Genomic DNA, 21,735 nt, shown 5'->3' with positions numbered 1-21,735 from the left:
TGTCTCTCCGAGGGATAGCCCGGCGAGAGTCTAACTGATTCGCAGGCCTGGCCGGCCGGTCAGCCGGCGCGGTGATACCCCGGGATTTCCCGGGGCCCAGCGGCCCGGCGCCGCTGGCCTCCTACGCACGTCGCCGCCCTTCGAAGCCGCGGCGCAATAGTCGCGCCAGAACTGGCGATAAGCCGCTTCGACCTCGCGCGTGTAAATTTCGACGTTGCCGGCGGGCGAAGCCGCGATCCGAGCCGGCAAGTCCGCGCGCAGCTTCGCCAGATGCGCCGGCTGTGCCGCATATTTGGATGCGATCGCGGCATAGCCCTCGTCATTATCGGCGACCCAGTCATCGAGACCGACCGCAGCCACGATCGACCCGCCGGCGCGCGACGATGCACCGTTGCCGAGCTTGGCTACGACCGGCACGCCCGCATAGAGCGATTCCCAGGTGCTGACGCCGCCGTTTTGCGGGAACGTGTCGAGCGATATGTCGATGTTCGCAAACGCCAGCAGATGCTCGTGGCGCGGCGACGAGCCCAGGCAGGTGACATTCTCCTCGGCAATGCCCTGTGCTACGAACCGCGCGACCAGGCTGTCGCGCAGCATGGGATCGTCGAGCAGGGTATGCTTGATGATGATCTTCGAACCCGTCACTTTCCGCATCACTTTCGACCAGACTCGGATGGCTCCATCCGAGATCTTGTAGATGCGGTTGAATACGCCGAAGGTCACATGGCCGTTGCGGAGCATGGGAAGCTCCGAGGGCGGCACATCCAGGATGGGATCGATCGTGATCAGGCACGGCAGGTCGTAAACCTTTTCAGCCAGCAGATGTCGCGCCGATTGCGGAATGAAGATGGGATCGGCGAGCACATGGTCCATGGTCTGAAGGCCCGTACCAGTGGCGTGACCAAACCCCGTGACCTGGATCGGGGCCGGCTTGCGGGCGAAGACATGGAGCCTGTTGCCGGTCGAATGCCCGGACACATCGATCAGGATATCGATTCCGTCGGCCTGAATGCGATCGGCCAGCTCGTCGTCCGAAAGCTGCCAGGCATCGACCCAGACGTCCGCCATGGACCTGAATTCGTCGGTTATCTCATCTCGTAACGGCGAGCACGAATAGCAGACGATCTCGAACCTGGCATGATCATGATGGCGCAGTACCGGTAACAGAGCGAATGCTGCGGAGTGGTTCCTGAATTCGGAAGCGACGTATCCGATCAATATTCGCTTGTCCCGATCGAGCTTGCGGGACGACAACGCGCTTTGCGGCAATCTGGCGCCGATCGCGTCCCACCACTGCTTTCGTGCGGCCTGCTGAACCGCAAAATCGGCGTCGGGGAGATAGTCCAGAAAGAAGATCTTGCGCCCGATCAAGTCCGCATAATCAGGCGCGATTGCCAGCCCCGCGTCGAGATGTTCGAGCGCAGTCGCGATGTCTCCCTGGCTCGCATAGCAGGAAGCCAGAAGCGCAATTCCGATGTCGGACCGCGGATTTTCCTCGAGCAACGTCTTGACCGCCGCAATCGCTCCGGCCGTGTTGCCCCTGACAAGGTTGACTTGCGCCTTTCCCTGCAAGGCCACTTCGAGCCTTGGCGAAAGCTCCAGCGCCCCATCAAAGTCCGCGAGCGCCTGCTCCAGCCGCGACAGATCGAGATTGAGCCGTCCGCGCTGCACCAGAATCTTCGGCGAATCCGGCTTGATCGCGAGCCCTGCCGCGATCGCCGCGGCCGCCTCTTCGTAGTGCCGGAGCTCGATGCATACCATGCCCTTGCCCGCGATCGCTTCCGCGTGGCGCGGCTGAAAAGCGAGGGCGCGATCGAAACTCCCCTTGGCGCGCTGGAACTGACCTTCGATCAGCTCCGCCATGCCCCGATTGCAAAATGCATCGGCATAGTCCGGCTTCAGCCTGATAGCGCGTTCGTGCAGCTCGATAGCCTGCTCGGCGAGGCCCATGTGCAGCAGCGTATTGCCCAGATTGATCAAGGCGATCGGAGAATTCGGCTTCAGCGCAATCGCCTTCTCCTGGCATGCGCGAGCGTCCTGAAACTTCTGGAGGGTGAAATACACTGCCCCGAGATTACCATGGGCATCAGGCGAACGCGGATCGAGCGCCGTCGCGCGCTCGAGCAGTTGTTGCGCCTCGTCCAGCCGCCCGCCATCATACGCGCGCAGGCCGAGCAGGTGAGCGGCGTCGAAATGATCCGGAACCTCCGTCAAAATCCGGCGGCAGAGTGTCTCGACTTCCGCGTATCGGCCCTGCCCGAGTGCCTGAACCGCGGCCGACATAAGCGCGTCCGCCTGCTTCTTCAATTTCTTTTGCAACCGCGCGTTCTGGAATGCGCGCGCGCCGGCGCTGCTCTGCAAAGTCTCTCTCCGGAGGATGGCCCGAAAAGAGGTTGGCCGATTCGCATGGTGCCAAGCTGGCGGATCGGCTGGACCCGCGACGCCAACGGATTGCAGACGCTCAGCGCAGGATCTGGCTCAGAAACAGTTTCGTGCGGGCGTGCTGCGGGGCCGCGAAGAACTCTTTGGGCGTGTTGGCTTCGATGATCTGGCCCGCGTCCATGAATACCACGCGGTTGGCGACCTCGCGGGCAAAGCCCATCTCGTGGGTGACCACCAGCATGGTCATGCCCTCCTCGGCGAGGTCGACCATGGTGTCCAGCACCTCCTTGACCATTTCGGGGTCGAGCGCCGAGGTCGGCTCGTCGAACAGCATCACCTTCGGGTTCATCGTCAGCGCGCGGGCGATCGCGACGCGCTGCTGCTGACCGCCGGACATCTGTCCCGGAAATTTGTTGGCCTGGTGCGGGATCTTGACCCGCTCCAGAAACTTCATTGCCGCTGCCTCGGCGTCCTTCTTGGGGATGTTGCGCACCCAGATCGGCGCCAACGTGCAATTGTCCAGCACAGAGAGGTGCGGAAACAGGTTGAAGCTCTGGAACACCATGCCGACTTCGCGCCGCACCGCGTCGACGTGCTTCAGGTTCGGCCCGAGCTCGATGCCATCAACGACGATCTCGCCTTCCTGAAACTCCTCGAGCGCGTTGATACAGCGGATCAGCGTCGACTTGCCGGAGCCGGAGGGGCCGCAGATCACGATGCGCTCGCCCTTCTCGACCGCAAGGTCGATGTCGCGCAGCACGTGAAACTCGCCGTACCATTTGTTCAGGCCGGATATCTTGACGATGGGGTCGGACATGGTGACCTCGATCAGTTGCGGCGGTGAGCGTTGAGGCGGTGCTCGACGAAGAGCGAGTAGCGCGACATTCCAAAGCAGAAGATGAAGTAGATGATCCCGGCGAAGGCGAACCCGGTGAACGCGGTCGACGGCGACGACCATTTAGGATCCGAGAACGACGCCCGCAGCGAGCCCAAGAGATCAAACAGCGCCACGATCGAGACCAGCGATGTGTCCTTGAACAGCGAGATGAAGCTGTTGACGAGGTTCGGAATGACGTGGCGCAGCGCCTGCGGCAGAACGATCAGCGAGGTCGTCTTCCACCAGGACAGCCCCAATGCCGCGGCCGCCTCGCCCTGCCCGCGCGGGATGGCGGCCAGCCCGCCGCGGACGTTCTCGGCCTGATAGGCGCCGGTGAACAGCGAAATTCCAATCAGCGCACGCACCAACCCGTCGACCGTGAAATTGCCCGGGAGAAACAGCGGCAGCATGTAAGTGGCGAAGAACAGGACGGTGATCAGCGGCACGCCGCGCCAGAACTCGATGAAGGCTATCGAGAAGATCCGGATCAGCGGAATGGTCGAGCGGCGGCCAAGCGCCAGCGCAATGCCGATCGGCAGCGAGGTGACAATGCCGGTAACAGAGACCACCAGCGTCACCAGAAGCCCGCCCCACAGGTTGGTCTGCACGATCGGCAGTCCGCCGTGATCGAGCCCCATCAGCTTGATCACGATTGCGATGGCGACGAAGGTGGCGATGCTGGACGTCAGGGCCCGCCCCCCGGTGCGGAGGCCGCCGCCGAGAACGAAGGCGATCAGGGAGACGATCGCGGCGGTGATGGCGAAATCGGCCCAGATCGACTGGCCTGTCCCGTGCAGCTGATCTCGCAGCCAGGTCAGCGGAAAGATCAGCCAGTAGATCAGGTTACCCACGAGCACGATGACATTGCCGACGACCCACAACACCGGTGCGGCAGAGGACGTCTTGCCGAGACTGAGCAGAGCCTGCCCGGCGCCGATGATGCTGTCGTCGAATAATTGCAGCAGGTCAGCGGTCCAGCTCAGGCCAAATCCCTTGATGCCGCCGCCATGCAGCAGAAAGAATGCAACCACTGGAAACGCAAAAAAGAACAGGCCTGCGTTCAATCCTTTCGAGGGCAGCCGCGGAATGAGCAACGGCACCAACAGAATCACTGACAGGACGAGCGTGAGGTCGACCCGCCAGCGTTCGGCTTCGGGGTAGAAGCCGTAGATCAGTTGCGGCAGCTTGGCCTGGATGTAGGGCCAGCAGGCACCGACCGCAAAGCCGGCGTTCTCGGCGAGGCAGGCGGTGCGATCCTTGCCGGTCCAGACTGCGTCGACCATCAGGAATTTGACGGAAGGAATGACGGTGAACCACAGCAGCAAGGCGCCGACCATCGTGAGCAGGATGTTGGTCGGCGAGTTGAACAGGCGCGTCCGTACCAGGCCGACGAAGCCCGTGGTCTTCACCGGCGCGGGACGCTCATCGAGAAGATCCTGGCGGACGAAACTGGACGAGCTGATATCGCTCATGCGCCGAGACTCCGGCTGATGCGCCAACCGTAGACGCTCATGACGGCGCTGGTGATCAGCGAGATCAGGAGATAGACGCCCATCGTCATGGCGATGATCTCGATGGCCTGCCCGGTCTGACTCAGCGACGTGCCGGCGAACACGGAGACGAGGTCGGGATAGCCGATCGCGACGGCCAGCGACGAATTCTTGGTGAGGTTGAGGTACTGGTTGGTCAGCGGCGGAACGATGACGCGCATCGCCTGCGGCACGACGACCAAGCGCAGCGTAGTGCCGCGGCTCAGGCCCAGCGACGATCCCGCCTCCATCTGTCCGCTGTGGACGGAGAGGATGCCCGCGCGCACGATCTCGGCGATGAAGGCGGCCGTATAGGTCGACAAGGCCAACGTGAGCGCCACGAACTCCGGGATGATGCGCGAGCCGCCGGCGAAATTGAAGCCCTTGAGCTGCGGCAGCTCGAAGGTGAAGGGCAGACCCGCTACCAGCATGGTGACGAGCGGCAGTCCGAACAGCAGCCCCAGCACATAGGGCCAGATCCGGATCACCTGACCGCGCTGGAACAGCGCCCGGCGCGCATGGATGCGCAGCGCCACCGAAGCCACGATGCCGAGCGCCAGCACCACAAGAAACGCCTCGAATCCGCTCTCGCCGATCGGGCGGGGAATGACGAGACCGCGATTGCTGACGAAAGCGATGCCGAGCAGCGAAATGCTTTGTCGTGGATTGGGCAAGGCCGCGAGCACCGCCAGGTACCAGAACAGGATCTGAAACAGCACCGGTAGGTTGCGGATGATCTCGACATAGATTTCGCCAATGCGCGCGAGCAGCCAGTTGGGCGACAGCCGGCACAGCGCGACAATGAAGCCGATCACGGTGGCGAACACGATGCCCACCACCGAGACCACGAGCGTGTTGAGGAGCCCGACCAGGAATACGCGCAGGAACGTGTCTGAGCCGGTATACGAGATCAGCGTCTGATTGACGTCGAAACCGGCGTTGTTCGCGAGGAAGCCGAAGCCGGCCGCAATGTGCTGGTTCTCGAGGTTGGCGCGGGCGTTGGAGACGATTTCATAGGCAATCCAGCCCAGGACCGCAGCGAAGGCAAACTGGACGGCGATGCCGTTCCAGCCTGTCTTGCCTCCCAGCACGCGCCTGATCTTCAGCGCGATCTGGGGCGGGGGTTTGCGAGCCTCGATGCTCATCGCCGCGAGCGCGGATCAGGCGGGGTCAGCGGATCGGCGGCGCGTACTGGAGACCGCCCTTGTTCCAGAGATTGTTGAGACCCCGACTGATACCAAGCGGCGAGCCTGCGCCGACGTTGCGGTCGAACACCTCGCCGTAATTGCCGACGGCCTTCACGATGCGCACCACCCAGTCCTTGCTCAGGCCGAGCTGTTCACCGAAATTGCCGTCGGTACCGAGGACGCGCTTCAACTCCGGATTTTCCTGTTTCGTCTTCTCGTCGACGTTCTTCGCGGTCACGCCGAGCTCTTCGGCGGTGATCATGGCAAACAGCGTCCATTTCACGATGTCGAACCATTGGTCGTCGCCGTGGCGCACCATTGGTCCGAGCGGCTCCTTCGAGATGATTTCCGGCAGCACCATGTGATCGCCGGGATTGGCAAGCTTCAGGCGGTTGGCGTACAGGCCCGACTGGTCGGTGGTGAAGACGTCGCAGCGCCCTGCCTCGTAGGCCTTGACCGTTTCGTCGTTGGTGCCGAACGCGATCACCTCGTACTTCATGTTGTTGGCCTTGAAGTAGTCGGCGAGATTCTGCTCGGTGGTGGTGCCGGTCTGGACGCAGACCGAGGCGCTGTTGAGCTCGAGCGCCGAGTTCACCTTGAGCGACTTCTTCACCATGAAACCTTGCCCGTCATAATAAGTCACGCCGGTGAAGTTGGCGCCGAGCGAGGTATCGCGCGAGATGGTCCAGGTGGTGTTGCGCGACAGCACGTCGACTTCGCCGGATTGCAGCGCCGTGAAGCGGTCCTTGGCGGAGAGCGGCACGTATTTGACCTTGGTCGGATCGTTGAAGATCGCCCCGGCGATCGCGCGGCAAACATCGACGTCAAGCCCGGTCCAGTTGCCCTTGTCGTCCGGCGAGGAGAAGCCGGGCAGACCCTGACTGACACCGCAGGACAGCATGCCCCGGTCCTTGACGGTCTTGAGCGTTTGCGCATGGGCGGCTTGGGCAGTCAGGCCGGCGGCGAGAGCGAGAGTGAGAGCCAGGGTTACGCGTTTCATGGGCTTTGGGCCTTTCAAAGTCGTCTCAAGGTCAGGAACGTTGTCTTTGCGATCGTCTCTGCCAGGGCTAGCCGTATCAAGACCAGCCCTGCAAGAGTCATGCTGGAAAACCTTGCCGATCACCCGCCGATCCCGGGAGGCCTTGCCTTAATCCTCGCCGAAAGGCGCCCGCCGTTATGGCTGTGGCGCTAGGTCCGGTCAGGCGATGGATCGAAGGTCGCGGCAGGCCCCTCAACATGCGGCGACTGAATAGCACCTGCGATAACAGAACGACTGGCGTGCCGGGTCAAGGGGTTGACGGGACTCTTCTGTGTTCTGTTATTAACGACAGCGGCCTTTCGGCCAGCCCGCGGGCGCAGCGCGCCTCGTGGAAACGCGCTTTTGAAAGCAGACGCATGGATTCCTCACACCCCTCCGAGCAGCACGCCGAGACCCGACTGGTCACCTCCGGCCGCGACACCAAGGCGCAGAAGGGGTTCGTCAACCCGCCCGTCTTCCACGGCTCGACCGTGCTCTATCCGACCGCCGAGGACCTGCACGCCCATCGCGGCGAGTTCCAGTACGGCCGGCACGGCACGCCGACGACCCGTGCGTTCCAGGAGACCCTGATGGCGCTGGAGGGGCCGCAATGCGCCGGCGTCGGCATCGTGCCGTCGGGGCTGTCGGCGATCTCGACCACCCTGCTCTCGGTGCTGAAGGCCGGCGACCACATCCTGGTCTGCGACAACGTCTATCGGCCCTCGCGCAATTTCTGCAACGGCATGCTCACCCGCTACGGCGTCGAGACCACCTACTTCGATCCGATGATCGGCGCCGGCATCGACAAGCTGTTCAGGCCCAACACATGCGCCGTTCTGGTCGAGGCGCCCGGCTCGCAGTCGTTCGAGATGCCGGACATCCGCGCCATCGCCGAGGTCGCGCATGGGCGCGGCGCGCTCGTCATCGACGACAACACCTGGGCCACGCCGCTCTATCACCGCTCGCTCGAACAGGGCGTCGACATCAGCATGCAGGCCGCCACCAAATATATCGGCGGCCATTCCGACATCATGTTCGGCACCATCTCGGCTAATGCCAAGGCCTGGCCGCAGATCGCCGAAGGCATCCGCCTGCTCGGCGTTTGCGCCGGTCCCGATGACGTTTTCCTGGCACTGCGCGGCCTGCGCACGCTATCGGTGCGGCTGGCGCAGCATCATCGCTCCGGGCTCGACATGGCGCACTGGCTTGCGAGCCGTCCCGAGGTCGCGCGCGTGCTGCATCCGGCGCTCGAGACCGATCCGGGCTATGCCATCTGGAAGCGCGACTTCACGGGCGCGTCGGGCCTGTTCAGCATCGTCCTGAAGCCGGCGCCGCAGAAGGCGGTCGACACCATGCTCGATACGCTCAAACTGTTCGGCATGGGTTTCTCCTGGGGCGGCTTCGAGAGCCTGGTGATTCCCTTCGATTGCGACGCCTATCGCACTGCGACCAAGTGGGCGCCGGGCGGCCCCACGCTGCGTCTGCATATCGGGCTCGAAAGCGTCGACGACCTCAAGGCCGACCTCGATCGCGGCTTCGCTGCCCTCAAGGCAGCAATGTGAGCCTGCTCACAAGGCATCGCGCCGCGGGACGCGCCAACGCGCGCCGGGGGAACGTGCAGAACCCGCAAACGTTAACGCCGACGCGCCAACAAATGGTTTGAACCTCAAGCATTTGGCGCTAGCCTCACCAATCGACTCCAATCCGGACTCGGAGCATGGGAACGTTGGTACTGCTCGATCTGATGGGCGGCGTGGCGCTGTTGCTGTGGGGCCTGCACATGGTCCACAGCGGGATTCTGCGCGCCTTTGGCCCCGACCTGCGACGGCTGCTCGGCAAGGCGCTTGGCAATCGCTTCAACGCGTTTGCCGCCGGTCTCGGGCTGACAGCGCTGCTCCAGAGCAGCACGGCGACCGCGCTGCTCACGAGCTCGTTCGCAGCCGAAGGCCTGCTCAGCCTGGTCACCGCGCTCGCCATCATGCTCGGCGCCAATGTCGGCACGACGTTGATCGTGCAGGTGCTGTCGTTCAACATCGCCGCCGTCGCGCCGGTCTTGTTCGTGCTCGGACTGGTCGCCTTCCGCGTGGGTCCGCGCTCGCGGATCAAGGACGTCGGCCGTGTCTTGATCGGTCTCGGACTGATGCTGCTGTCGCTGCACATCCTGCTCGACACGCTGGCGCCGGCCGAGAACGCACCGGGCGTCCGCGTCGTGATGTCCTCCATCACGGGCGATCCCGTTCTGTGCATCGTGATCGCGGCGCTCGTCACCTGGGCGGTGCATTCGAGCGTCGCCAGCGTGCTGCTGATCATGTCACTCGCCTATTCGCAGTTCATCTCGCCTTACGCGGCGCTCGCACTGGTGCTTGGCGCCAATCTCGGCAGCGCCATCAATCCCGTGTTCGAAGGCGCCAAGCGTGACGATCCCGCCAGCTATCGCCTGCCGGTGGGCAATCTCGTCAATCGCGTGATCGGGATCGCCCTGGTCCTACCCTTCCAGGGCCCGATCGCCGAGCACATGCACGCCTGGCAGCCGGATCTCGCCAGGATGACTGCGGCGTTCCATATCGCCTTCAACGTCGGCACCGCCATCATCTTCATCGGCCTGCTCGACACCATGTCGCGCCTGTTGACCCGGCTCCTGCCCGATCGTGTGCAGGAGGCCGATCCGGCCCGGCCGCGCTATCTCGACGAGACAGCGCTAGAATCGCCGTCGCTGGCGCTGGCCGATGCCGGCCGCGAAACCCTGCGCATGGGCGATCTCGTCGAGATCATGCTGCGCAAGGTGATGGCGGCGATGATGAGCGGCGACCGCGCGCTGGTCGACCAGGTCTCGAAGATGGACAACATCGTCGACGGCCTCGACGAAGCCATCAAGCTCTACGTGACGAAACTCATGCGGGGCAGCCTCGACGAGAGCGAGGGCCGGCGCGCGATGGAGATCATTTCCTTCGCCATCAATCTGGAACATATCGGCGATATCATCGACAAGAGCCTGAGCGAGCTCGCGACCAAGAAGATCAAGCGTCGCTTCCAGTTCTCGCCCGAGGGCGCCGAGGAGCTCGCCGCCTTCCACAAGCGCACGATGGATTCGCTGCGCATCGCCTTCGGCGTCTTCATGTCGGGCGACGCCAACGAGGCACGCAAGCTGCTGGTGGAGAAAACGGCACTGCGCAATACCGAGCTTGCCGCCGTCGAGCGCCACCTCGACCGCCTGCGCGAGGGCCGTCCCGAGACCATCGAAACCACGTCGCTGCATCTCGACGTGCTGCGGGACCTGCGCCGCATCCACTCGCATATCTGCTCGGTCGCCTATCCCGTGCTCGACGCGGCCGGCGAGCCCCATCGCAGAACCGAGACGGAGACCGCTGCCCTGCCTGCGACAGGCGCGGCGTCAGCGCTGCCGCGCTAGTCGCCTTGGATCAGCGCTCCAGCGTCTTTGACGCCCGGCCGCGGTTCTTCACGATCAGCATGATGTTGCGAATATAGATGACGGTCGCCAGCGCCTGGCCGAGGATAATGACGGGCTCGCGCTTGACGACGCCATAGACCAGCGTCATCAGCCCGCCGCCCATGGAGCAGAACCAGAACGCCATCGGCACCACGCTGTTGCCGGCGCGCTCGCTCGCGATCCACTGCACCAGGAAGCGTGCGGTAAAGAACAGCTGCGCGACGAGGCCGAACGCGAGCCAGAAGTCGAACTTGGCCACGAAGACGTCGTAGAAATAGTTGCTCAGCGCCTGACCGTATTGGATGATCATGCCTTCACCTCAGTCACATCCGGCGTCGGCTTCTTGCGGCGGATCAGCCACCACACGCCCACGAGATCCATTATGCCGATCCACAGCCGGTCGAAGAAACCGTAGTTTGACACGCCGGAGCGGCGCGGCCGGTCGATCACGTCGACATAGGCGATCTCGTAGCCCTCGCGGCGCACCAGCGCCGGCAAAAAGCGATGCAGCCCGTCGAAATAGGGCATCATCAGGAACACCTCGCGCCGGAACGCCTTCAGGCCGCAGCCGGTGTCGCGCGTACCGTCCTTCAGGATCGCGTTGCGGACGCCGTTGGCGACGCGCGACTGGAATTTCTTGAAGCCGGTATCCTTGCGGCCGACGCGTTGTCCGGCGGCGAGTCCGACCTTGCTTCCGTTCTCGACGGCCGCGATCAAGTCCGGCAGGAAGGCCGGATTGTTCTGCCCGTCGCCGTCGAGCGTCGCCACGATCGCGCCGCGTGCCGCACGCACGCCGCTGCGCACGGCCGCGGATTGGCCGCCTGATTTGGCATGGCGCAGTTGGCGCAGATTGTCCCGCTGCTTCATGACCGCGCCGAGCCGTTCGCCGGTCGCGTCGGTCGAACCGTCATTGACGTAGATGATCTCATAGGCCCAGCGGCCGTCGAGCGCCGCGCCGATCTCCTCGATCAGCGGCACAATGTTGTCGGCTTCGTTGCGCACGGGAACGACGATGGAAACCGAGGGCTGGAAAACCGAAGGCTGGGACGACAAATCGAAGCTCGTGGTTGGAATTGGCTTGGCTCGGGAACCGGCGGGCCCGGCAGGCAGCCGCTTTTATGGGGCGGATGCCCCGTGGGCAACCCTTTTGAGGCGGCCCGAGACCGCCCCTGCAAGAGGCACAATGGTGCCGTCGGCACGGATGGCAAAGCCGAGCCTGCGGGCCGCGAACCAGTAGCGCACCGCCATGGCGCCGACCATGCCGACCAGGGCGCCGGCCACCACGTCGCTCGGGTGGTGCGCGAGCAGCACCAGTCGCGTCAGCAGGATCACGATCGCGTAAGTGAACATGAATACGCGCAGGCGCGGCCATAGCGCCGAGACGGCGAACGCCAGTGCGAACGCCGTCACCGCATGACCCGACGGCAGACTGGCATAGGCCCCCGTCCCCTCGAATGGGATGAAGTTGAACGGATTGGCCTTGCCGCCGACGAACGGACGTCCTCGACCGATGAGATATTTCAGGATCTCGGCGACGAATATCGGCACGGCAACAGACAGAAACATGAACTGCAGCCGCGTGCCGAGGCCGAGCAGCAACGTGCGGCTTGTGCCGCGCAATCCCGCCGCAACCAGCGCCAGCACCACCAGCCCGCCCCCGAGCACGGAGAGCACATACTCGTCCTTGCCGAAATCGGTCAGGATGCGGATCGGCCACAGGCCCGGCGTGCCGCGCGCCGGCATCAGCTGGATCTCGGTCAGGTCGAACACGACCATCAGCGCGATGACCAGGGCTGCACCTGCCGCACTGAGCCACAGCGAATGCCGCGCCAGCTTTCGCGCGGCCTCGGCGCGGCGCGAATGCGAGGGCGTACGCACGAGCTGCGCCAGGGCGCGCCCCGACAGCGTGAGCAATTGCGCGGGATAGCTCGCGCGCGGCGCGATGTCGGTGGGTGCCGACATCCTACTCGGTGCCTTCCGAGCGGAAGATCGAGATCGAGATCGCACGCCCTTGGGAGAAATTGTAGCCGTCGATGCGCGTACCAACCTTGTAGCGCAGCCCGATCGCCTCGGCGCGCTGCACGAAGCCGCGCTCCGAACGCTGCTCGATCAGCGCGAAACGGCAACTCCCCTGCCGCAGGAAATCCGCCGCGCCCGAACCGTCGGTGAGCACCGTCTGCGTGCCGGTCAGGAAGACGAGGCTTGGCTCGTGATAGCCGGCCGCGGCCGCCTTCGGGCCGACGCAGGTGACGTTGCGAAGCGCGCGTGCGATCTCGATGCTCGGAAACAGCGGCGTCAGCGACGGCAGCACGATGCCGTAGACTGTCACCGCGAGCATCAGGGCTGCGACCAGCGCGTTGAGCAGCGAGCGCTCGGCGTGATTGTTGTCGTGGAGCCACCAGGCGAACAGGCCGAAGATCAGCGAGGCCGCGATGAACGGCCACGCCACGAAAGCAGGCTGCCGCGTCAGCATCACCGCGCCGACGACCGCGATGATCGAGCCGCCAACGGGGATCGCGAACCACCAGGCGGAGCCGCGCATCAGCCAGGACCACGACAGCACGCGCCGCTCGAGCGCGCCCGCGGTGAGGATCGCGATCGCAGGGTACAGCGGCAGCACGTAATGCGGCAGCTTGGTCAACACCACCTCGAACACGATCCAGGACGGGACCAGCCAGGCCAGCAGGAACTGCGCGCCGGGCTCGCGCCGCGCGCGCCAGACCGCGGGCGCGGCCATCGCGGCGAGCGGCGCGCCGGGCCAGAACGTGATCCAGAACAGCACCAGGTACAGTCCGGGCGGCGCGCCGTGGGATTCCTGCGCGCCCAACTTGCTCAACATGTCGCCGCCGACGGAATCGGCGAAGAAGGCATCGCCCGCGCGCCAGAAGATCGCGACGAACCAGGGCAGCACCAGCACCAGCATCCACATCAGGCCCCAGAGCGGGCGCAGCTTCCATAGCCAGGAGGCATCGCGGTCCTGGATCGCGAGCGCGACGATGGTGAGGCCTGCGAACATCAGGATCAGCGGACCCTTGATCAGGATGCCGACAGCGAGAGCCGTCCAGAAGATCGCGGGCCAGCTCCATGGCGGATGCGTCTCGTCCTCGGCGCGCTGCCACGACAGATAGGCCCGCGCCATCGCGCCCATCGCGGCGACCACGCAGAACAGCAGCATCGCGTCGGTCTTCGCAAGCCGCGCCTCGACGCCGAGCAGCACGGAGGCGCACATCAGAAGCGCTGCAAGCACCGCGGCGCGCCGCGTGACGAAGCCGAGCGCCGTCCAATAAGTCATGAGCACGGCACCGATGGCGCCGATCAGCGAGGGCAGCCGGTAGACCCAGATTCGCAACTCGGCCTTCGGCAGACCGAGCGCCGATGCCGTCTCGACCGCGGCCGCTTGCAGCCAGTAGATCCCGACCGGCTTCTTGTAGCGGACGTCCTCCTGAAAGCGGATGTCGACATAATCGCCGCTCTCGACCATCTGCTTGGTGGCCTGCGCAAAGCGCGCCTCGTCGCGGTCAACCGGCGGAATCGTAAAGAAGCCCGGCAGGAATAGCAGCAGCGCGCACAGCAGCAGGAAGCTCACCGCGCGGACGTGGCTGGCCGTGGCGATATCGAACATGGACACGAGCCGGCTGCCCGGATTCACCGGGGATTTCGGCTCGCGCGGAGCTCCAAAACGGGGTGCTGGGTAGGTCTCGGCCATCGGTTCCGCTTACGCTGAAACCGCCATCGCCACAACCGCTTGAGGCAGGGTCATTGAATTCGAATGACAACTGTGTCCGCGGCGCCCGTGGCGTCGATGACGGTCAGCCGCGCAAAGCCGGGACCGGGCGGATCGATCAGCCGCTGGCGCCGTCCGTCTATCTCGCCCTGCGCCGTTCCGTTAACCATGACGGTCATGGGCAGGACGCCGCCGGCGACTTTGACTGGCATGGCTGCGCCCGCCTCGCCACCTGAGCGATCGACGTCGATCCGCGAGCCGTTCAGCGGAAACTGGATGTGCAGGGCCTGTTCGCCCCCGGTCCGCACCAGATCCCCGACCGGGCGGAACCGCCTCAAGGGCAACGGCAGCTTGGCGTTGCTGGCAACCAGGGTCCCCTTCGGTGGCTTCGGCAACGGCAGGAGCGTCTTGCCGGTCCGGGCGAAGGCGTCGAACAGGATCGGTGCGGCGGCAACCCGACCGATCAGGCCTGGAACCGGCGCACCATCGGGCCGGCCGACCCAGACGCCGATGGTCATGCGCCCGTCAAAGCCCATCGACCAGGCGTCGCGGTAGCCGTAGGAGGTGCCGGTCTTGAAGGCGATGCGGTTGTGAGCTGCGTTCTCCGGCGGCGGGGTGCCGAGCAGCACATTGCCGACCTGCCAGGCCGCGACCTGATCGAGCAGCCGCAGCGGCTCGCGGTCGTCCCTGTCAGTTATGATCTCGCGCAGCGGCCTGGTGGTGCCGAGCCGGGCGAAGCCCGCATAGAGCTGGGCGAGGTCCTGCAGCGTCACGCCGACGCCGCCAAGGCCCATGGCAAGTCCCGGCGCCTCGTCTTTGGGCAGAACCAGATTGCCACCGGCCTGGCGCAGCCGCGAGGCCAGCCGGCTCGCGCCGACGCGGTCGAGCAGGACGATCGCGGGCACGTTCAGCGACAGCTGCAGCGCCTTCTTTACCGGCACCGTGCCTTGGAACGTCATGTCGAAATTCTCCGGCGCGTAGGAGCCGAAGCGCACGGGTCGATCGTCGATCAGACTGTCGGGATGAACGAAGCCGTCCTCGAAAGCGAGCCCGTAGATGAAAGGCTTCAGCGTCGAGCCCGGCGAGCGGACCGCGCGGGTCATGTCGACCTGCCCTGCCCGGCGCTCGTCGAAATAATCCGCTGAGCCGACGCGCGCGAGCACGTCGCCGCTCTCATTGTCGAGGACGATGATGCCGACCGAGATGTTCGGCCCCAACGCAATGGCACGATCGCGCGCCAGCGGCTCCAGCACCTTCTGCAGGTTGGCATCCAGCGTCAGCTTGATGACGGGGGCGTCCTTGACCGTCGCGAGCGCCGCATCGGAGGCATGCGGCGCCAGGATCGGCATCGGCTTGCGCAGTTTCGGCACGGGAACGGCTTTGGCCTGCTTGGCATCGTCGCGGCTGATCTGTTGCTCCTCGACCATGCGGTCGAGCACGCGGTCGCGCGCTTTGCGCGCCGCATCGGGATAGCGATCGAGCCTGCGGGTCTCCGGGGATTGCGGCAGCGCGACCAGCAACGCGGCTTCAGCCAGCGACAACCGCTTCGGCTCCTTGCCGAGATAGGCGATCGAGGCGGCGCGAATGCCTTCGAGGTTGCCGCCGTAAGGCGCGAGCGCGAGATACAGATCGAGAATCTGCTCCTTGCTCAAGCTGCGCTCGATCTCGATCGCACGCACCATCTGCCGCAGCTTTGCATAAAGCGAGCGCTGCCGCCGCGGCTCCATCAGCCGCGCCAGCTGCATCGAGATGGTCGAGCCGCCCGAGACGATGTGGCCGCGGGTCCCAAGCTGAAACGCAGCGCGCCCCAGCGCCAGCGGGTCGATGCCGTCATGTGCGTAAAAGCGCTGGTCTTCATAAGCGAGCAGCAGCTTGAGGTAGGTCGGATCGACATTCGCCTTTGTCTCGACCGGCAACCGCCAGCGCCCGTCCGCCATCGCATAGGCGCGCAGCAGCTTGCCGTTGCGATCGACGATGGTAGTGGAGACCTGGCGGGCTTCGTCGAAAGGCAGCGGGCCGAGGGAGTAAACCCACGCGACGAAGCCGACGATGGTGAGGATGAGCGTGAGCGCGAGGCCGGAGAGGAGGCGATGGCCCCTGCCCCTTGCTCCATCATGGCCGGGCTCATCCCGGCCATCCAGATTTTCTCTCCCGCTCATCTTGCCATCACTCACTTCGCCGCCCGCACCTCGACCGTGCCGGTCCCGGTGCGGCCGTAGCGCGAGGGATTGTACATGTCCTCGACATAGGCTTGCGGCAGCACGTATTTGCCGGGCGAGACCACACGCACGACATAGGCCACCGTGAACACCGCCTTGGAATCCGAGGCCCGGTCGACGGCAGCCGTGAAGCGGTCGTCGCGGAACTCGGTATCCTCGGGCTCTTCGCCATCCTCGATCCAGCCCAGCGTGCCGCTGTCACCCGACGACACCAGTTTTGGATTGTCGATCTCCAGGCCGGCCGGCAGATAGTCGGACACCATGATGTGGCCGTACTCGGGCTTGGCCTCGGTGATCTTGAGCACCACGGCGAAGCGGTCGTTCTGCTTGACCTTGCTGATATCGGCGGGCTTGCCGTCGAGCGTGAAGAAACTGCGCTCGATCTTGAAGCCGTTCGATGCCGCGGGCTCCGGCGTCACCGGCGAGCCCGACACCGAGACCACCGCCTGCACCGGCGCATCACCGGTGTTGGTGATCTTCAGCGGCTTGCCTTCCAGGGTCGCAGCCTTGTAGCTGCGGTACAGCGCGGTCTTGACCGGCTGGCCGTCCACCTCCATCGACAGGTTCTCCTTGGCGAGCGCGCGCGCCGCCAGCACCAGCCACGCATTCTCCTGCGTGGAGGTGTAGGGCGTCAGCCCGCGCGCGGTCTCGACCCGCGACACCGCCTGCGTCAGCGTCGCCTTCGGGGCATTGCCTTCACTGGCAAGCGACACCAGCGCTGCGGCATCGCGGAGCTGCGAGCCATAGTCGGTGCGGCCGAACTCCAGCACCGGCTTTGGGGCGAGACTGTCGAGGGCTGCGCCATAGACCCGCTCCGCACGGTTGCGGTCGCCGACCAGCGCGAGCGCCGCGGCGAGCTGCGATTTCGCGATGGGAGTTGCGAGGTTGCTCAGCTTGGTGTCGGCGAGATAGCGGAGGTCGCCGATTGGCGCCGCGCCGTTTCGCGCAAGCACATAGAGGCCGTAGGCGAGATCGCGGCCGCCGTCCTTGTCCGGCTCGTTGCCGTTGACGACGGAGTTGCGGATACGATCCAGCGCAGTCTTGAACAGCACATCCGGCACCACAAAACCCTTTTCGCGGGCGCGGGTCAGGAAGTCCGTCACATACGCATCGAGCCAGGCATCGTCACCACCGGCCGACCACAGCCCAAACGAGCCGTTCGAGCCCTGGCGAGCCAGCAGCCGCTCGATGGCGTCGCGGATGCGCTGGTCGACCTCGGTGTCCATGGCCAGATGCGCGCCGACAGCGAGCTCGTTGACATAGAGCAACGGCATCGCCCGGCTGGTGATCTGTTCCGAGCAGCCATAGGGATAGCGGTCGAGCGCTTTGAGGATCGTCGCTGCATCGAGCGCAGTCGACAGGCTGGCTGAGACCGAGACGCTGCCGGTTCCCGGCACGAGATCGGCGAACATATCCGAGGTCAACGTCAGGCTCTCGCCCTTCGCGAGCGTCCGGATCGAGCGCCGCGCCAGGACTTGCGTCGCCGCCTTGACGTCGAGCGCATAATGGCGCGCCAGCGCCAGGCCATTCGGCCCCTTGATGTCGATGTCGAGCGTCGCCTGCCCCGCCGCCGTCGCGTCGATAGCGAGCGAGAAGGAGTTGCGCTGCTTGGCGGCGAGCTTGACCGTGGTTGCGGGATTGCCGGTCATCTTCACCGGCCCGCCCGTCTTCACGTTGATGACGTAATCGCCGGCCTGCCCTTCGACATTGTCGATCTCGAGATTGACCGTGCCGTGGTCGCCGTTGAGCAGGAAGCGCGGCAGGGTCGTGGTCAGCACCACGGGATCGCGGATCACGACGTCGATGTTGGCGCGACCGAGCTTGGTCGCGGTCCACGCCACCGCCATCACGCGCGCGGTGCCGGCGAACTCCGGAATATCGAAGCTCACTTCTGCCGTGCCGTCGGCGGCAACGGTGACGATGCCCGAATAGAGCGCGAGCGGCTTTTGCGCGGGCGGCGAGCCCTGGAGCTCGGCGGCACCAGCGTCGCCGCCGGACTTGATCTGCCCGCGCGTGCCCGACATGCCGTCGATGAGTTGCCCATAGAGATCGCGGATCTCCGCGCTCAGGCGGCGCTGACCGAGATAATAGTCGTCCGGCGCGGGTGGCTTGTAATTGGTGAGATTGAGGATGCCGACGTCGACCGCGGCGATGACGATCTTGGCGTCCTCGCCCGGATTGAGCCCGTCGAGCTTGACCGGGATCTTCAACATCGCATTCGGCCGGATCAGAGCCGGCGGCGTCAGCTTCACCTGGAGCGTGCGGGTCTGCTTGTCGATGCCGAACCACTTGAGGCCGATGGCACGGCCCGGCATGCGTTGCGCGGCCGCATCGAGCGGACGGCGCAGCGTCGCCACCACATAGGCGCCGGTGCCCCAGTCCTTGCCGACCGGGAGCTTCACCTGGGCGGTGCCTTCCTTGACGTCGATGGTCTGCGTCGTCAGCAGGCGATCGCCGAGCACGTTGACCGTCAGCTTGCCGGCGCTGCGGACGTTGACCGACACGGTCATCGTGTCGCCCGAGGCGTATTGCGGCTTGTCGATCGAGGTCTCCAGGAGGTCCGGTGTGTCGGCGCTGCCGTCGGAATACCAGCCGACGTCGAACTGCACCGAGGTAACCGGGCCGTCGGCGTCGTTCGACTTCACATCCAACCGGTAGCGGCCGGGCCGTGGGGTCAGCGCAATCCGCGACGGCTTGTCCGCGGCAACGGTCACGTCGCCATCGGAGACGCGCGAGGTCGATTTGACCGGCTCGTACTCCCAGTAATTGCTCTGGCGATACCACTGGTAGCGCGACTCCATCTTCAGGAGCTCGTAGCGCAGGCCGTCGCGGCGAAGCCTCTCACCCTCGGGCGAGACGAACACGACATCGAACTCGGCCTTGTCGCCCTCGGCGACGTTCTTGTCGCCGAACAGCGGCTTGATGCCGATCATGGCAGCAGCAGGCGCGACCGGCAGCACGATCTTGCGTTCGACGGCGCGGCCGCCGGTCTCGACCATGCGGACGAAGATCTGCGCCTCCTGCGGTCGCGTCGAGGCCGACTGCTTGTCGAGCGTGACCGGGAAGGTGGCAACGCCGTTGGCGTCAGCTTCCGGCAGGTTCTCCAGCGGCGTGCGCTCGTTCGAGGTGGTCTCCTCGTCGGCAACGCCGAACTGGTAGCCGGCAAAGCCCGGCCGCTCCGACGCGGGCGCGACCAGCATGTCGCCTTCGAGCGCCAGCCCGGAGGCCGGCGCGCCATAGAGGAAATGACCGTCCGCCTTAAGCTCCACTGGAGCGTTAGCTTTGATCAGCTTGTCCTTGGCAGACAAGTCGAATTCGATCCGATCAGGGACGTAGTCCTCGACCATGAAGGTAGTTTCGCCCACCGAAGAGCCCTTCGGATCGGTGAAGGCGCGCACCCGCCAGGTCCCGGTCGGGACGGCCGAGTTGAGCGGCACGGACAGGGTGCGCCCGCCGGCGCCCTGGTCGGCCAGCACGGCGCGGCGGTATTCGACGCCGTCGGGGCGCTCGATCACCAGGGTCATCGGCCCGCCGGTGACGGCGTTGCCCTGCCCGTCGCGCAACAGCGCGGTCAGATAGACGGTCTCGCTGGAGCGGTAGACGCCGCGCTCGGCATAGACGAAGGCGTCGGCGCCCGCAGGCACGGCCCTGCCCGAAACGCCACGGTCCGACAGGTCGAAGGCGGAGGACTTGAGGCTGAGGAAGGCATAGTCGGCCTTCTCACCGGTCACGATGAGCATCGCCGGCGACAGACCGCCCTCGCCGCGCGCAAGCCCCGCCTCGAACAGCAAATGGCCGCTCTCATCGGTCTTGCGGGTGGCCAGGATCTCGTTGTTGCGCGCGACCAGCCGCACCTCGGCCTTGCCGACCGGATCGGTCGAGGCCAGCGAATTCACGAAGACATGGATGCCGTCATTGCCAGAATAGGCCGTGACGCCGAGATCGGACACGATGAACCATTGGGTGGCGAGCTGGTAGTCGTCGTCCGAGCCCGGCCCCTTGGCCGCGGCCGTCATCACATAAACGCCGGGCTGCAGTTCGCCGAGCGCCTGGTCGACCGGGAATGCGGTGGTGACGTCCTGGTTCAGCGTCATCGCGGTCGCGAGCTCGCCGGTCCAGACTTTCACGCCGCGCTCGCCGCCGAGATCGCTGAGCTGGTATTTCGACAGAGTCTTCTGGAAATCGCTGTCGACCACCGTGTTGATCAAATTGCGGTCGCCGATCCGGAACACGTTGATGTTGACGGCTGGCGTGTTGACGCTGACCACGGGAATGCCGCGCTGGCCGGTCCTCGGCAGCACATAGGCGCGGCTGGTGAAGCGCACGAACGGCTTGCGGTCGCGCACATAGACGTTGAACTCGGCCGATTTCGGCAGGCCCTCCTTCACGGTGGACGGCAGGCCGGCGCGCAGATTGATGTTGTAGCGCTCGCCATGCTTCAGCCCGTCGACGCAGAGCTGCTTGCCCTCGGCCGACAGGGCCGGCTTGTCCTGGCCCGCCAGCGCGAGGTACGGCGCGAAATCGGTGCGTTTCGCCAGCTCCTCCGAGAACTGGAAGCAGGCGCGCGGACTGGCGGAGTCCGAGTCCACGGTGTAGTCGAGCAGCCGAAAACCGTGCTCGTCACGCATCTTCTCATATTGGCCGCGGACATCGGCGACCTCGCGCATGTCGAGCGACAGCCGCAGCGCATCCAGCGCCGGCCGCCACAGCTTGCGTTCGGACAGCGACTTGCCGAGCACCGCGAGCGCGTCGGCCTCCTCGCCCGCATTAGCGGCACGCTGGTAGGCGATGTAGGCGGCAGTCGAGGCGCGCTCCAGCAGGAACGTCTGCTCGCTCGAACTCTTCGGCGATATCTGGAAGATGACTTTCGCCAGCCGCAGCCAGTTGCCGGCATCCTCCGGCGTGGTCGCCGCGATCTGGCCGAGCACCGACAGGCCGGTGCGATAGTCGTTGCGCCGGAAGGCAGCATCGGCGTCGGTGCGCAAGCTCGCGCCAGTCTTGGCGACCGGCCCCGCCTCGCCCTTGATCTGCGCCTCCAGCTTGATCGCGGAATCGGCGAGGTCGTCCCGCTTGAAGGCTTTGTCGGCGGCCTGCGCTACGCTAAGGCCGAACGCCAGCGTGGCGCAGAGTGTGACGGCGCGAACAAGACCGATCATGGATGGACTCCCGGAAATCGCGGACGAACGCCGCTTGTCGCATGAGATGCGCGGAAAGGTGACGGACTCAAGGCGATGGAACCAAAGGTGCAGATCGTCGCATTCGCCATGACAAGGCAGGCCCAGAGGAGACCGATCAAGCTACCGCCGCGCACGCCGTCCTGATGGCGCAGCAATACCCGACCAGTCGTCCGG

At 65.2% G+C, this 21,735-nt stretch carries 13 protein-coding genes; 2 read left to right on the top strand and 11 right to left on the bottom strand.

What is annotated here, in order from left to right:
- Positions 1 to 30: 30 nt before the first annotated feature.
- From IVB45_RS18115 to IVB45_RS18095, 5 genes are all read right to left on the bottom strand, one after another.
- On the bottom strand, positions 31 to 2,361 hold the full coding sequence (locus tag IVB45_RS18115) for a tetratricopeptide repeat protein (RefSeq protein WP_247360927.1): 2,331 nt from the start codon (positions 2,359 to 2,361) through the stop codon (positions 31 to 33).
- A 100-nt stretch (positions 2,362 to 2,461) separates the two neighbouring features.
- Positions 2,462 to 3,199 carry an amino acid ABC transporter ATP-binding protein gene (locus IVB45_RS18110; protein ID WP_247286117.1) on the bottom strand — a complete coding sequence of 246 codons (738 nt, stop codon included), beginning with the start codon at positions 3,197 to 3,199 and terminating at the stop codon, positions 2,462 to 2,464.
- A gap of 11 nt (positions 3,200 to 3,210) precedes the next feature.
- Positions 3,211 to 4,731, bottom strand: a complete 1,521-nt coding sequence (locus IVB45_RS18105; protein ID WP_247360929.1) for an amino acid ABC transporter permease — start codon at positions 4,729 to 4,731, stop codon at positions 3,211 to 3,213.
- Entirely contained in the window at positions 4,728 to 5,933 is a 1,206-nt protein-coding gene (locus tag IVB45_RS18100) for an ABC transporter permease subunit (RefSeq protein WP_247286121.1), read from the bottom strand. The genes IVB45_RS18105 and IVB45_RS18100 overlap by 4 nt, the downstream gene beginning before the upstream one ends.
- A gap of 25 nt (positions 5,934 to 5,958) precedes the next feature.
- On the bottom strand, positions 5,959 to 6,975 hold the full coding sequence (locus tag IVB45_RS18095; RefSeq protein WP_027569961.1) for an amino acid ABC transporter substrate-binding protein: 1,017 nt from the start codon (positions 6,973 to 6,975) through the stop codon (positions 5,959 to 5,961).
- 395 nt (positions 6,976 to 7,370) lie between these two features.
- Here IVB45_RS18095 and metC point away from each other — a divergent pair, with 395 nt between their 5' ends.
- Together metC and IVB45_RS18085 are read left to right on the top strand one after the other, a co-directional pair.
- Positions 7,371 to 8,555, top strand: a complete 1,185-nt coding sequence (gene metC / locus IVB45_RS18090) for a cystathionine beta-lyase (RefSeq protein ID WP_247360931.1) — start codon at positions 7,371 to 7,373, stop codon at positions 8,553 to 8,555.
- Positions 8,556 to 8,710: 155 nt separating this feature from the next.
- Positions 8,711 to 10,402 (top strand): Na/Pi cotransporter family protein, encoded by a 1,692-nt coding sequence (locus IVB45_RS18085; protein ID WP_247360933.1) that lies wholly within the window; start codon positions 8,711 to 8,713, stop codon positions 10,400 to 10,402.
- A gap of 10 nt (positions 10,403 to 10,412) precedes the next feature.
- Here the strand turns inward: IVB45_RS18085 and IVB45_RS18080 are convergent, their stop codons facing one another.
- From IVB45_RS18080 to IVB45_RS18055, 6 genes are all read right to left on the bottom strand, one after another.
- Positions 10,413 to 10,751 carry a lipid-A-disaccharide synthase N-terminal domain-containing protein gene (locus IVB45_RS18080; RefSeq protein WP_027517911.1) on the bottom strand — a complete coding sequence of 113 codons (339 nt, stop codon included), beginning with the start codon at positions 10,749 to 10,751 and terminating at the stop codon, positions 10,413 to 10,415.
- The gene (locus tag IVB45_RS18075) at positions 10,748 to 11,494 is read right to left on the bottom strand and encodes a glycosyltransferase family 2 protein (RefSeq protein WP_247360934.1); all 747 of its coding nucleotides are present in this window, start codon (positions 11,492 to 11,494) and stop codon (positions 10,748 to 10,750) included. The genes IVB45_RS18080 and IVB45_RS18075 overlap by 4 nt, the downstream gene beginning before the upstream one ends.
- Positions 11,495 to 11,557: 63 nt before the next feature.
- The gene (locus IVB45_RS18070) at positions 11,558 to 12,403 is read right to left on the bottom strand and encodes a phosphatase PAP2 family protein (protein ID WP_247360936.1); all 846 of its coding nucleotides are present in this window, start codon (positions 12,401 to 12,403) and stop codon (positions 11,558 to 11,560) included.
- Position 12,404: 1 nt separating this feature from the next.
- On the bottom strand, positions 12,405 to 14,147 hold the full coding sequence (locus tag IVB45_RS18065) for a glycosyltransferase family 39 protein (protein WP_247360938.1): 1,743 nt from the start codon (positions 14,145 to 14,147) through the stop codon (positions 12,405 to 12,407).
- A gap of 50 nt (positions 14,148 to 14,197) precedes the next feature.
- Positions 14,198 to 16,324 (bottom strand): penicillin-binding protein 1C, encoded by a 2,127-nt coding sequence (gene pbpC / locus IVB45_RS18060; RefSeq protein WP_247360940.1) that lies wholly within the window; start codon positions 16,322 to 16,324, stop codon positions 14,198 to 14,200.
- An 11-nt stretch (positions 16,325 to 16,335) separates the two neighbouring features.
- Positions 16,336 to 21,540, bottom strand: a complete 5,205-nt coding sequence (locus tag IVB45_RS18055) for an alpha-2-macroglobulin (RefSeq protein WP_247360942.1) — start codon at positions 21,538 to 21,540, stop codon at positions 16,336 to 16,338.
- Positions 21,541 to 21,735 lie beyond the last annotated feature (195 nt).

Origin of the sequence: Bradyrhizobium sp. 4 (genome assembly GCF_023100905.1) — a bacterium.
Lineage (GTDB): Bacteria > Pseudomonadota > Alphaproteobacteria > Rhizobiales > Xanthobacteraceae > Bradyrhizobium.
The sequence above is the reverse complement of the archived record's forward strand: the minus strand, read 5'-3'. Positions and strand labels throughout refer to the sequence as shown.

Coding starts and splice junctions, on each gene's coding strand:
- IVB45_RS18110 (WP_247286117.1), bottom strand. CDS start 3,199: ATGTCCGACCCCATCGTCAAGATATCCGGCCTGAACAAATGGTACGGC.
- IVB45_RS18105 (WP_247360929.1), bottom strand. CDS start 4,731: ATGAGCGATATCAGCTCGTCCAGTTTCGTCCGCCAGGATCTTCTCGAT.
- IVB45_RS18100 (WP_247286121.1), bottom strand. CDS start 5,933: ATGAGCATCGAGGCTCGCAAACCCCCGCCCCAGATCGCGCTGAAGATC.
- IVB45_RS18095 (WP_027569961.1), bottom strand. CDS start 6,975: ATGAAACGCGTAACCCTGGCTCTCACTCTCGCTCTCGCCGCCGGCCTG.
- metC (WP_247360931.1), top strand. CDS start 7,371: ATGGATTCCTCACACCCCTCCGAGCAGCACGCCGAGACCCGACTGGTC.
- IVB45_RS18085 (WP_247360933.1), top strand. CDS start 8,711: ATGGGAACGTTGGTACTGCTCGATCTGATGGGCGGCGTGGCGCTGTTG.
- IVB45_RS18080 (WP_027517911.1), bottom strand. CDS start 10,751: ATGATCATCCAATACGGTCAGGCGCTGAGCAACTATTTCTACGACGTC.
- IVB45_RS18070 (WP_247360936.1), bottom strand. CDS start 12,403: ATGTCGGCACCCACCGACATCGCGCCGCGCGCGAGCTATCCCGCGCAA.
- IVB45_RS18065 (WP_247360938.1), bottom strand. CDS start 14,147: ATGGCCGAGACCTACCCAGCACCCCGTTTTGGAGCTCCGCGCGAGCCG.
- pbpC (WP_247360940.1), bottom strand. CDS start 16,324: ATGAGCGGGAGAGAAAATCTGGATGGCCGGGATGAGCCCGGCCATGAT.
- IVB45_RS18055 (WP_247360942.1), bottom strand. CDS start 21,540: ATGATCGGTCTTGTTCGCGCCGTCACACTCTGCGCCACGCTGGCGTTC.